The sequence below is a fragment of the Salipiger marinus genome (assembly GCF_035481585.1).
Taxonomy (GTDB): Bacteria; Pseudomonadota; Alphaproteobacteria; order Rhodobacterales; family Rhodobacteraceae; genus Salipiger; species Salipiger marinus.
The window spans coordinates 215066-227396 of sequence record NZ_JAYKSL010000001.1; the positions used below are offsets into that span (position 1 = coordinate 215066).

Consider the following 12331-nt stretch of genomic DNA (forward strand, 5'->3'; position numbering starts at 1 on the left):
CGGACCCTGACTTCGATCTTCTTCTTGGGAAAAATATCCCGGGGGAGGCCGCGGCACGCGGACGGGGGCAGAGCCCCCTTCTTCCTTTCCGCAGAGGCAACAAAAAACCCGGGCGCGAACGCCCGGGCAGTTGGTCACAAAAGGCTGACGGGAAGGAGGAGATCAGCCTTTGGAGAACTCGGGATAGGCCTCCATGCCCAGTTCGGCCATGTCGAGCCCGTTGATCTCGTCTTCTTCGGAAACCCGGATGCCGACCACCATCTTGAGGATGAACCACAGCACGAAGGAGACCACGAAGGTGAAGATGCCGACCACGACGATGCCGTAAAGCTGGGCGCCAAGGGTGGCGTCGCCATTGGTGAAGACCACGGCCAGCGTGCCCCAGATGCCGCCCACGAGGTGGACCGGGATGGCGCCCACGACGTCGTCGATCTTGATCTTGTCGAGGAAGGGCACGGCGAAGACCACGAGGATGCCGCCGATCGCGCCGATGAGGGTCGCGGCCCCCAGCGTCGGGGTCAGAGGTTCGGCAGTGATCGACACCAGACCGGCCAGCGCGCCGTTCAGCACCATGGTCAGGTCAGGCTTCTTGTAGAGCAGCTGCGTCAGGATCATCGCGGCCACGGCCCCGCCTGCGGCGGCGGCATTGGTGTTGGCGAAGATGCGGCTGATGTCTGCCACGTCGCCCACGGTGCCCATCGCCAGCTGCGACGCGCCGTTGAAGCCGAACCAGCCCAGCCACAGGATGAACGTGCCCAGCGTGGCGAGCGCGAGGTTGGAGCCCGGGAAGGGCGTCACGCGGCCATCCTTGTACTTGCCGATCCGCGGGCCAAGCAGCAGCGCGCCAGCCAGAGCGGCCCAGCCCCCCACGGAGTGCACGACTGTGGAGCCTGCGAAGTCGAGGAAGCCTGCTTCGTCAAGGAAGCCGCCGCCCCATTTCCACGATGCCTGCAGCGGGTAGATGATCGCGGTCAGCACGACGATGAACATCATGAACGGCCAGAGCTTGATGCGCTCGGCCAGCGTGCCCGACACGATGGAGGCAGTGGTGGCGCAGAACATCAGCTGGAAGAAGAAGTCCGAGCCGGTGGAGGCGTAGGAATAGTCATCCGCCGCATCGGCGGTCACGCCGACGGCTTCAAGAACCGCAGGGCCCCAGACGCCGGACAGGATGCCCTCGATGCCCCAGGTGCCCAGCGGATACATCAGGTTATACCCGATCAGGTAATAGAAAATGGCTGCAAAGGAAAACAGCGCCACGTTCTTCATCAGCTGCATGGTCACGTTCTTGGACCGCACGAGGCCCGCTTCCAGCATCGAGAAGCCGGCGGCCATCCAGAACACGAGGAACCCGCCGATGAGGAACAGCAGCGAGTTGAAGATGAAGACGGTGTCGGTCGCGGCGTTCACGCCGGGGGCCGGCGCGTCGTCCTGCGCCAGCCCGAGGCTCGGCAGCGCGATCAGCGCGGCAACCGGAGCGAGGGTCTTGAGAAATTTCATCTGATTTGTCCCTATCTGTCGTTCCGCGGCGGTCAGAGCGCGTCCGCGTTGATCTCGCCGGTCCGCACCCGCACGGCCTGCAGCACATCCAGCACGAAGATCTTGCCATCGCCGATCTTGCCGGTCTGCGCGGTCTTCATGATGGTCTCCACCACCTGATCGGCCATCGAGGCCGCAACCACGATTTCCAGTTTGATCTTCGGAACGAAGTTCACCGCGTATTCCGCACCACGGTAGATCTCGGTATGCCCCGACTGCGAGCCGAAGCCCTTGATTTCCGTTACCATCATGCCGCGCACGCCGATGGCGGTGAGCGCCTCGCGCACCTCCTCCAGCTTGAACGGCTTGATCGTCGCAATGATCAGTTTCACCTTGGTCCCTTTCGGTTCTGGCAAGCGCTGCCTGCATTGTGCACAGGCAGAAAGCCGCCGAGACGCGCTTTTGGGAAGGAAACAGCCGGGAACCGGGGAGGGCGGGACCCCCCGCGGAGCAAAAAACGGGCATATTTTCCCCTGATGCACACACAATGAGCACACCAAAAAGTCACCATTCCCGTGGTTTCCCGGTCAACATCCCGCCCCAAACCAGCTATCTTGCGGCAAAACAAAACGGGCCGGGCAGAGGCATATGAGTGATTCAGGGCGTGGCAAAGGCCGGCTGGTGGCCGATCGCCGCTACACGGCGACATCCTCCAAATCCACGGGGTCGGGTTCCCCGGACAAGGGGTCTCGCAAACCCGCCTCGAGGGGCGGCAACGGCTCCGGGCGCAGACCCGCGCGCCGCAAGCCCCCATCGCGGCGCAACCCGCTGGTGGCGCTGGTGCTGGGGCTGTTCCGCTGGGTGGTCCGTATCCTCTGGACGGTGACATGGCGGGTGGGCACCGTGGCGCTGCTGCTGCTGGCCGCAGGCGTGGGCTACTATTACACCAAGCTGCCGCCGCTGGAGGCGCTTCTGGACGGGCGCGCGCGCGGCTCGGTCACGCTCATGGACAATAACGGCGAGATCTTCGCGTGGCGCGGCGACCAGTTCGGCGGCCCCGTCACTGCCACCAGCGTGTCGCCGCATCTGCGCAATGCGGTGATCGCCACCGAAGACCGGCGGTTTTACCAGCATTTCGGCGTGTCGCCGCGCGGCATCGCCTCGGCGGTGCGCATCAACCTGTCCGAAGGGCGCGGGCCGCTGTCGGGCCATGGCGGGTCGACCATTTCGCAGCAGACGTCGAAGCTTTTGTGCCTTGGCACCACCTTTGATCCCGATGTCTGGGAGACCGAGGCGGATTATGTCGCCGAATGCCGCGAGACCACGCTGGCCCGGAAGGGCAAGGAAGCGCTGTTCGCCATGGCCATGGAGGCCAAGTATTCCAAGGACGACATCCTGTCGATCTATCTCAACCGCGCCTATATGGGCGCCGGGGCCTATGGGGCAGAGGCGGCGTCAGAGCGGTATTTCGGCAAACATGCCGCAGAACTTCAGCCGCAGGAGGCCGCGATCATCGCGGGCCTGCTGTCCGCCCCGTCCAGCCTGTCGCCCACCAATGACCTTGAGCGGTCGCGCGCCCGTGCCGCCACGGTGCTGCGGCTGATGCGGGATCAGGGCTATCTGACCGCCGAGGAGGAACAGCGCGCGCAGGCCAATCCCGCGTCGCTGTCGGATGATGCCGACCGGCGCGCGGGCGGCTATTTCGCCGACTGGGTGATGTCCACCGGCCCGGATTTCCTGACCCGCGACACCATGGAAGACGTGGTGATCCGCACGACGATCGACCCCAAGCTGCAGGCCGCAGCCGAGGCGGCGATGCGGTCGGTCTATGACAACAAGGTGCGCGAAGGCTCCAACGCGCAGGCCGCGATCGTGGTCATGTCCGCCGATGGCGCCGTGCGCGCCATGGTGGGCGGGCGCAAGACCGGCGTCTCTGGCGTGTTCAACCGCGCGACGCAGGCCAAGCGGCAGACCGGCTCGGCGTTCAAGCCGTTCATCTATGCCACCGCGCTGGAACTGGGCCATTCCCCCTATGACACGGTGGTGGACGAGCCGTTCTGCATGAACATCGCCGGATCCGGCCAGTGGTGCCCCGAGAATTACAGCAAATCCTACAAGGGCCGCGTCACGCTGACCGATGCGCTGGCCAATTCGCTGAACATCCCCGCGATCAAGATCTCGGAAAACGTGGGCCGCGATCTGGTCCACAAGGTGGCCTATGATTTCGGCATCCAGTCGGAACTGCAGAACACCCCCGCCATGGCGCTTGGCACCTCCGAAGCCTCGCTGCTGGAAATGACCGGGGCCTATGCGGGCATTCTCAACGGCGGCTCAGCCGTCACGCCCTATGGTCTGGTGGATCTGCGGCTGAAGGGGGATGACACCCCGCTTATGGGCACTGGCGGCGGCATCCGCGAACGGGTGATCCAGCCCGAGGCGGCAGGCCAGCTGATCTGGATGCTGGAGCATGTCCTGACCGAAGGCACCGGCCAGCGCGCGCGCCTGCCCGACCGCGAGGCGGCGGGCAAGACCGGCACGTCCAACGACGCGCGGGATGCGTGGTTCATCGGCTTCACCGCCGATTACGTCACCGGGGTCTGGATGGGCAATGATGACAACTCGCCGCTGACCGGCGTCACCGGGGGCGGCCTGCCCGCCGAGATCTGGAAGGAAACCATGGTGCGCGTGCATGAAGGCCTGCCCGCCAACCCCCTGCCCGATCTTGCCCCCGCCGCACCGGAGCCGGTGGCCCCGCCGCAGCCGCAGGTCAGCCAGCAGGCCCCCGGCCCGGAACGGCAGCAGCGCGACAACATCATCCAGCAGGTGCTGCGCGACCTGCTGGGGCCCCGCAACTGAGACAGGGAACCGGCGGGTGACAGGCGAAATGCCGCGGACCCGCCGGCCCGTCCGAGAAATCCGGCTCCGGGCATTGCTGATTCGGGATTTCTCCTGTAAAGACAGAGTCGCTACGTTATTCATGCTGCATCCTGTATCCTTCACCGGCCTCAGTCTGCTATCGAACTGACCAGCCGGGCTGTCGCATACTGCGGGCAGCAACATCTAAGAAGGAACATCACGATGGCCAACGGCACCGTGAAATGGTTCAACCAGACCAAAGGCTTCGGCTTCATCCAGCCCGAAAACGGCAACAAGGACATCTTCGTCCACATCTCCGCCGTTGAGCGCGCGGGCATTTCGCATCTTCCGGACGGCCAGAAGGTCACGTTCGAGATCGAAACCGGCCGTGACGGTCGCGAATCGGCACGCGATCTGGCTCTGGCCTGAACCGCGTCAGGGCTTTCAGCCCGACCTGATGATTTTGATCGCGCCGCATCTGCGGCGCGATTTGCATTTGAGGGATCCGCCTCGCGGGCTCAGCCCGCCTGCGCCAGATCCCGGATCATCGCGTCCAGATCGCCGCGGCGGCGGTCCAGCATGGCGCCGATTTCGGTCCGTTCGGTCAGCAGCATGTTCACGCCTTCGATATACATGTTGTAAAACCTGCCCGATTTTTCCCCCACGAAGAACGTCACCTCGAACGGCGACTGCCCGCGCAGATAGGCGGTGGTGGACACCTGATAGGCGTTCTTGACCTTCGAGGCGCCGTTGACCTCGATCCGGCCTCCGATGAACTTGCGGAACTGCTTGCCGTATTTGCGCGCCACATAGCCTTGGAAAGCGGCGGAGAACGCCTTTTTCTGCGCGGGGCTGGCGCGGCGCCCGTCTGCCCCCAGCGCATAGGCGGCGATATAGGGCATGTCGGCATAGGTGATGAAGATCCGCTCGAAATCCGCGATCATCGCCGCTTCAGATTTCCCGGCGGTGATCACGGCGTTGATGTCGGCCACCAGCCGGTCGACAAGGCCGCGCGCCTCGGCCTCGGTGGCGGACAGCGCCGCGCCGGGCAGGGCCGCGATCAGGGCCAGCGACAGGGCAGAGCCCAGAAGCTGGCGCCGGGTGAAATGATGCGTCATCAGAATCCCTCCGTATCAAGCGCCTCGGGGTCGATATAGTCCTCGCCCCCCGCGCGGTCATCGCCCAGTTCAAAGCGCCGGTTCTGCAGCCAGATCAGCCGCAGCTGCGCGTAGCTGTCGGCGCTGTCATTCATCAGCGCGTCGATCTGGTCGCCATAATCATCCAGCTTGATGACCTTTGCCGCCACGCGCGCGCCGCTGCCGTAGTAACGGTCGGGGCTGGGTAGCAGATAATAGAGCGGATCGGTGAAAAGATCGACGAACCGCCCCACCGCATCACGTTCGGTGGACGGCCCCAGCACCGGCAGTTCCATATAGGCGCCTTCGGGCAGACCCCAGACATACAGCGTTTCGCCAAAATCGCTTTCGTCTTCGGGCAGGCCCAGCGGGCTTGCCACGTCGAACAGCCCCGCCAACCCCAGCGTGGCGTTTACCGTGAACCGCAGCGTGTTGCGCGAGGCGCGCAGCAGACGGCCCTGCAGGATCTGGTTGGCCACGGTCTGCGGCAGCGACGCGGTGTCGGCAAAATTGGTCACCCCCGCCTTCACCGGCTGCGGAATGGCGGCGATCACGCCACCGCCCTGCCCGGCCCCGCCGGTCAGCGATTTGTTGAAGGCATGGATGCGGCGGTTGGTGGCCTCCTGCGGGTCATGGATGCCGTCGGGGGCCTCTCCGGGGCCGGGCACCGAACAGCCCGCCAGCGCGACCAGCAGCCCCGCCAGAGCGACGCCCGCACGGGCCCGGGTCAGGTATACCGCCATAGGAATTCGCATTGGAAAAATCCGATCATGCTGTACAAGGCCCTCATAATTCGAAACGGCCCGAGGCCCAAGCCACCGGCGGGTATTGGCCTTGATCCGTGTCGCAAGAGCGACAGGCCATCGCGACCGAACATCCCTGCGGAGCCCCCGTCGGGACATTGAAAAAAGACATGGAGAGCGGACCCACGCTCATGCAGAACAGATCCCAGACCGCCGGCCGCGACGAACTGGCCGCCGCCCGCAGGCAAAGCCGCCCCTATTACTGGACCGTCGGCATTTTCAGTTTCTTCGTCAACATGCTGATGCTGACCGGACCGCTTTACATGCTGCAGGTCTATGACCGCGTGCTCGGCTCCCGCTCTGAGGCGACGCTGATCGCGCTGTCGGTGCTGGTGGTGTTTCTGTACGGCATGATGGGGCTTCTCGACTATGCGCGGGGCCGGATCATGGGCCGCGTTGCCGCCCGCTTCCAGTCCGCGCTGGATCTGCGCGTGTTCGATGCCGTGATGCGGCGCGCGGCGGTGAAGCCTGACGAGCTGTCCTCCTCCGGGCTCAAGGATCTGGAATCGGTGCAGCGGCTGATGTCCTCGCCGGTGCTGATGGCCATCTTCGACATTCCGTGGACCCCGCTTTTCATCGCGGGGATTTTTGTCTTCCACCCGTGGCTGGGCTATCTCGCCATCGCGGGCGGGCTGGTGCTGATCGTGGTCACGGTGCTGAACCAGGTGATGACCCGCAACCCGACGCTGAAATCCAACCGGCAGATGCTGGTGGCCGAACAGACCTCGGACCAGATCCGGCAGGATGCGGAAACGGTGCAGGCCATGGGGATGCGCACCGCCGCCTTCAAACGCTGGGAAAAGGCCCGCAGCGACTCGCTGGAGGGGCAGATCACCACCAGCGATCTGGTGGGCACCTTCACCACCTCGACCAAGACGTTCCGGCTGTTCCTGCAATCCGCCATGCTGGGCCTTGGCGCCTATCTGGTGCTGGAGGGGCAGCTGACCCCCGGCGCGATGATCGCGGGGTCGATCCTGATGGGCCGCGCGCTGGCCCCGGTGGAAACCGCCATCGGGCAGTGGCCGCTGGTCACCCGCGCCCGCAAGGGCTGGGACAATCTGGTGCAGCTTCTGGGGGAAATGCCGCCCGAACCGGCGCGCACCCCGCTGCCCCGCCCCCGCGCCAAGCTGGAGGTGCAGCAGCTGACCGTGGTGCCGCCGGGGGAACAGCAGGCCTCGCTGCGGCTGGTGTCCTTTGACGTGCTGCCCGGTCAGGCAATCGGCGTCATCGGCTCCTCCGGAGCGGGCAAATCCACGCTGGCCCGCGCCATCACCGGGGTCTGGCGGCCTGCGGGCGGGCGCATCCGGCTGGATGGCGCCACGCTGGACCAGTATGGCGAAACGCTGGGCGACCATATCGGCTATCTGCCGCAGCGGGTCACGCTGTTCGATGGCACCATCGCCGAGAACATCGCCCGCCTGTCCCCCAATCCCGACCCCGCCCGCATCGTCGAGGCGGCGCGCAAAGCCGACGCGCACGAGATGATCCTGAAGCTGCCCGGCGGCTATGACACCCGCGTCACCGCCAATGGCGGGCGGCTGTCCGGCGGGCAGATGCAGCGCATCGGTCTGGCCCGCGCCATGTATGGCGACCCGGTGATCCTTGTGCTGGACGAGCCCAATTCCAACCTCGACAACGAAGGTTCGGAGGCGGTGAACCTTGCCATCAAGCGGATGAAAGAAGAGGGCAAGTCGGTCATCATCATGGCGCACCGCCCCTCTGCCATCCGCGAATGCGACACGCTGCTGATGCTGGATCAGGGCGCCCGCGCCGCCTTTGGCCCCAAGGACGAGGTGCTGCGCTCGCGCGTGGCCAACCACGACCAGATCACCAAACATGCCGGACCCGGAGGAGTGCGCTGATGTCCAGCGAAGCGGATAAGCGGTTTCCGACCCGTGGTCCCCTGATCATCGGCCTTGCGGCGCTGGTGCTGCTGGTCGGCGGCTTCGGCACATGGGCCGCCACCACCAACATCTCTGGCGCCATCGTCGCCAGCGGCCAGATCCAGGTAGAGCGCAACCGGCAGGTTGTGCAGCATCCCGATGGCGGCGTGGTGGCGGAAATCCTTGTGGACGAAGGCGATACCGTCGAAGCGGGCCAGACCATGATCCGGCTTGATCCCACGCTGCTGCTGTCGGAACTGACCATCATCGAGGGGCAGTATTTCGAACTGGTGGCACGGCGCGGCAGGCTGCAGGCGGAACGCGACGGCAAGGACGAGATCAGCTTTGACGAGATCGTGCTGGCGCAGGCCGATCTGGACCCGGAGGTCGCGGAACTGGTCGAGGGCCAGCGCAACCTGTTCTTCGCCCGCCGCGACACCGTGGCGCGCGAGATCGAACAGCTGGCCAAACGCCGCGACCAGATCGGCAATCAGGTGGATGGCATCGCCGCGCAGCAGACCGCGCTTGCCAGCCAGCTGTCGCTGATCGAACGCGAACTGGCCGACCAGCAGTCATTGCTGGATCGCGGGCTGGCGCAGGCCAGCCGGGTGCTGGCGCTGCAGCGCGAAGAGGCGCGGCTGTCGGGTTCGGTGGGCGACATGACCGCGCAGAAGGCGCAGGCCGAAGGCCGCATGACCGAGATCGACATCGAGATCCTGAAGCTCGAGACCACCCGCCGCGAAGAGGCGATCACCCAGCTGCGCGACATGCAGTATCGCGAACGCGAACTGGCCGAACAGCGGCTGTCGCTGATCGAACAGCTCAAGCGGCTGGACATCACCGCCCCCGTGTCGGGCGTGATCTACGGGCTGACGGTGTTTGCGCCGCGCTCGGTCATCCGCCCCGCCGATCCGGTGCTGTTTCTGGTGCCGCAGGACCGTCCGCTGGTCATCACCGTGCAGGTGCCGCCGATCCATATCGACGAGGTGCACATGTCCCAGCAGGTGACGCTGCGCTTTGCCGCGCTGGACCAGCGCGAGACGCCGGAACTGTTCGGCACGGTCACGCTGATCTCGGCGGATGCCTTCACCGACGAGCAGAGCTCGGCCAGCTATTACCGCGCCGAGATCATGCTGAGCGAAGGCGAGATCGACCGCCTGCCCGAAGGATCGGTGCTGGTGCCCGGCATGCCGGTGGAGGCGTTCCTGCGCACCGCCGACCGCACGCCGCTGGCCTATCTGGTGAAGCCCTTCACCGATTACTTCACCAAGGCCTTCCGCGAAACCTGAGCCCGTGCCGGGCTGCATGGCAGGGGCCGCGCCCGTCCGGGCTGCGGCCCCTTTCCTTTGGCGGCGGGCGGGTCTAGCGTCGCGGCAATGCTTGCCAAGGAGACGACCATGACCGATTTCGACACCCGCCTTGCCGATCTGGGGCTGAGCCTGCCCGACGCCCCCGCCCCTGCCGCCAATTACGTGCCCTTCGTGCAGAGCGGCGCGATGCTTTATGTCTCGGGCCAGATCTGTCAGGACGAGAACGGCCTGATCCTTGGCAAGCTGGGCGCCGATCTGGACACCGCCGCAGGGGCCAAGGCCGCCGAACGCTGCGCGCTGTCGCTGCTGGCGCAAGTGCGCGCGGCCTGTGGCGGCGATCTGTCCAAGCTGAAGCGGGTGGTGAAGCTGACCGGCTTCGTCAACTCCACGCCCGAGTTCACCGAGCAGCCCAAGGTCGTTAACGGCGCCTCGGATCTGATGGTGGCCCTGCTGGGCGATGCCGGACGCCATGCCCGTTCCGCCGTCTCTGCCGCGTCGCTGCCTCTGGGTGTCGCGGTCGAGATCGAAGGCATTTTCGAGCTGAGCTGATGCCCGCCCTGCCCCCGGCCTTTCTGGACCGCCCCATCGCGCACCGTGCCCTGCATGACCGCGCCTTGGGGCGGCCCGAAAATTCCCGCGCCGCCATCACCGCCGCCATCGCGGCAGGCTACGGGATCGAGATGGATCTGCAGCTGTCTTCGGATGGCTGCGCCATGGTGTTCCACGACGATCTGCTGGACCGGCTGACCGGGGCCAGCGGCCCGCTGCGCCAGCGGCGGGCGGCGGATCTGGCGGCGCTGCGCCTGCGCGACAGCGACGAAGGCATCCCCACGCTGGCCGAGGTGCTGGATCTGGTGGCGGGCCGCGTGCCGCTGCTGATCGAGGTCAAGGATCAGGATGGCGGCATGGGCGCCAATGTCGGCACGCTGGAACGTGCCGCCGTCGCCGATCTGGCGGGATACCGGGGGCCGGTCGCGCTGATGTCCTTCAACCCGCATTCGGTGGCGGCGCTGGCCGATCTGGCGCCCGACCTGCCGCGCGGGCTGACCACGGATGGCTATGAGGCCGAGGGCTGGCCGACGCTCTCTGCCAGCCGCCGCGCCGAACTGCGCGAGATCCCCGATTACGACCGCACCGGCGCCTCGTTCATCAGCCATCACTGGCGCGATCTGGCGCGGCCCCGCGTGGCCGAACTGGCAGAGGCCGGGGCAGAGGTGCTGTGCTGGACCATCCGCAGCCCCGAAGCCGAGGCAGAGGCGCGACAGATTGCCCGCAACATCACCTTCGAGGGATACCTCGCGTGAGTGTGGCTTGAACCCCGGGGGCAACGGTCCAGATACTCGCCCGCAGGGGACAGGACAGATGACCAAGCCAATGGAACAGGACAGCATTTCCGTAACCGTGCTGCACGGGCTGGACCAGATCGCCGAAGCCGACTGGGACGCCTGCGCCTGCCCCGAGACGGCGGAGGGCGGCGCGCCCTTCAGCCCCTTCACCACATGGCGGTTCCTGCGCGCGCTGGAAGTGTCGGGATCGGTCGGGCCGGGCACCGGCTGGGAACCGCATCCGATGGTGGCGGAAAAGGACGGGCAGGTGATCGCGGTCTGCCCGCTTTATGCCAAGGGCCACAGTCAGGGCGAATACATCTTCGACCACAGCTTCGCGCAGGCCTACGATCAGGCGGGCGGCAGCTATTATCCAAAGCTGCAGATCGCCGCCCCCTTCACCCCGGCCACCGGGCGCCGCTTCCTGACCCGCCCCGGATTCGAGGCCGAGGGCATGTCGGCGCTGGTGCAGGCGGCGGTGCAGCTGACGGCGGAAAACGGGCTGTCATCCCTGCACGCGACCTTCTGCACCGAGGCCGAGGCGATAGCCGGGGAAAGCATGGGGCTGCTGCGCCGCGTCACCCAGCAGTTTCATTGGTTCAACGACGGCTATGCGGATTCTGACGCCTTCCTTGCGGCGCTGTCCTCGCGCAAGCGCAAGGCGATCCGCAAGGAACGCCAGCGCGCACAGGCCTTTGGCGGCAGCATCCACATGCTGACCGGCGACGCGATCGAACCGCGCCACTGGGAGGCGTTCTGGCGGTTCTATCAGGACACCGGCAGCCGCAAATGGGGTCGCCCCTATCTGACCCGGGCGTTTTTCGACGAGGTGCACCGCACCATGCGCAACGACGTGGCGCTGGTCATGTGCGAACGCGACGGACGGCTGGTGGCGGGGGCGCTGAACTTCATCGGGCGCGACACGCTTTATGGCCGCTACTGGGGCTGCACCGAAGATCACCCGTGCCTGCATTTCGAAGCCTGCTATTATCAGGCCATCGATTACGCCATCCAGCACGGTCTGGCCCGTGTCGAGGCGGGGGCGCAGGGCGAACACAAGCTGGCGCGCGGATACCTGCCCAGCGAGACCCATTCGCTGCACTGGTTTCCCGACAAGGGCTTTTCCCGCGCCGTGGCACACTATCTTGAAGCAGAGCTGCGGGCCGTCAACGAAGAGGTGGAAATCCTGACCGCCTACGGCCCCTTCCGCAAGACGACCGACCGCGAGGAAACGGAATGACCGAAAAACTGTCCGACACCGGGCGCGACACCATGCTTGCGCCGCTTTATGCCACCGGCTGGACGCTGTGCGAGGGCGAAGATGCCATCTGCAAGACCTATGAATTTGCCGATTTCATCGAAGCGTTTTCATGGATGACCCGCGCCGCCTTCTGGGCGGAAAAGTGGAACCACCACCCCGACTGGCGCAATGTCTACAAGACCGTGGAGGTCAAGCTGACCACCCATGACGTCGGCGGGCTCAGCTCGCTCGACGCCAAGCTGGCGCGCAAGCTCGACGCGCTCTGACGAAAAAGGGCC

Annotated in this window: 12 protein-coding genes; 8 read left to right on the plus strand and 4 right to left on the minus strand. The window is 65.8% G+C overall.

Features of this window, described 5'->3' with window-relative positions; translation table 11 throughout:
• Positions 1-162: 162 nt before the first annotated feature.
• Together amt and VK682_RS01155 are read right to left on the minus strand one after the other, a co-directional pair.
• Positions 163-1500, minus strand: a complete 1338-nt coding sequence (gene amt / locus VK682_RS01150) for an ammonium transporter AmtB (protein WP_089842411.1) — start codon at positions 1498-1500, stop codon at positions 163-165.
• Positions 1501-1532: 32 nt separating this feature from the next.
• On the minus strand, positions 1533-1871 hold the full coding sequence (locus tag VK682_RS01155; RefSeq protein ID WP_089842414.1) for a P-II family nitrogen regulator: 339 nt from the start codon (positions 1869-1871) through the stop codon (positions 1533-1535).
• A gap of 256 nt (positions 1872-2127) precedes the next feature.
• Between VK682_RS01155 and VK682_RS01160 the strand changes: the two genes are divergently transcribed.
• Both VK682_RS01160 and VK682_RS01165 read left to right on the plus strand, forming a co-directional pair.
• The gene (locus tag VK682_RS01160; protein ID WP_324781324.1) at positions 2128-4335 is read left to right on the plus strand and encodes a transglycosylase domain-containing protein; all 2208 of its coding nucleotides are present in this window, start codon (positions 2128-2130) and stop codon (positions 4333-4335) included.
• A 222-nt stretch (positions 4336-4557) separates the two neighbouring features.
• Entirely contained in the window at positions 4558-4764 is a 207-nt protein-coding gene (locus VK682_RS01165) for a cold-shock protein (protein WP_089842420.1), read from the plus strand.
• Positions 4765-4853: 89 nt separating this feature from the next.
• Here the strand turns inward: VK682_RS01165 and VK682_RS01170 are convergent, their stop codons facing one another.
• Together VK682_RS01170 and VK682_RS01175 are read right to left on the minus strand one after the other, a co-directional pair.
• The gene (locus VK682_RS01170) at positions 4854-5453 is read right to left on the minus strand and encodes an MlaC/ttg2D family ABC transporter substrate-binding protein (RefSeq protein ID WP_089842426.1); all 600 of its coding nucleotides are present in this window, start codon (positions 5451-5453) and stop codon (positions 4854-4856) included.
• Positions 5453-6214 carry an MlaA family lipoprotein gene (locus VK682_RS01175; RefSeq protein ID WP_230794714.1) on the minus strand — a complete coding sequence of 254 codons (762 nt, stop codon included), beginning with the start codon at positions 6212-6214 and terminating at the stop codon, positions 5453-5455. The genes VK682_RS01170 and VK682_RS01175 overlap by 1 nt, the downstream gene beginning before the upstream one ends.
• A gap of 191 nt (positions 6215-6405) precedes the next feature.
• On the opposite strand from VK682_RS01175, the gene VK682_RS01180 reads away from it, so the two are divergent.
• The 6 genes from VK682_RS01180 (at position 6406) to VK682_RS01205 (ending at position 12319) form a co-directional block, all read left to right on the plus strand.
• Positions 6406-8136: a type I secretion system permease/ATPase gene (locus tag VK682_RS01180; protein WP_089842433.1), complete on the plus strand. Its 1731-nt coding sequence runs from the start codon at positions 6406-6408 to the stop codon at positions 8134-8136.
• Positions 8136-9446 (plus strand): HlyD family type I secretion periplasmic adaptor subunit, encoded by a 1311-nt coding sequence (locus VK682_RS01185; RefSeq protein WP_089842438.1) that lies wholly within the window; start codon positions 8136-8138, stop codon positions 9444-9446. The genes VK682_RS01180 and VK682_RS01185 overlap by 1 nt, the downstream gene beginning before the upstream one ends.
• A 108-nt stretch (positions 9447-9554) precedes the next feature.
• Positions 9555-10016, plus strand: a complete 462-nt coding sequence (locus VK682_RS01190) for a RidA family protein (RefSeq protein ID WP_230794715.1) — start codon at positions 9555-9557, stop codon at positions 10014-10016.
• Positions 10016-10771, plus strand: a complete 756-nt coding sequence (locus VK682_RS01195) for a glycerophosphodiester phosphodiesterase family protein (protein WP_380714734.1) — start codon at positions 10016-10018, stop codon at positions 10769-10771. Before VK682_RS01190 ends, VK682_RS01195 begins: the two co-directional genes overlap by 1 nt.
• Positions 10772-10841: 70 nt before the next feature.
• The gene (locus tag VK682_RS01200) at positions 10842-12032 is read left to right on the plus strand and encodes a GNAT family N-acetyltransferase (RefSeq protein WP_230795117.1); all 1191 of its coding nucleotides are present in this window, start codon (positions 10842-10844) and stop codon (positions 12030-12032) included.
• A complete protein-coding gene (locus tag VK682_RS01205; RefSeq protein WP_089842450.1) occupies positions 12029-12319 on the plus strand; it encodes a 4a-hydroxytetrahydrobiopterin dehydratase in 291 nt (96 codons plus the stop codon). The genes VK682_RS01200 and VK682_RS01205 overlap by 4 nt, the downstream gene beginning before the upstream one ends.
• Positions 12320-12331: the final 12 nt, after the last annotated feature.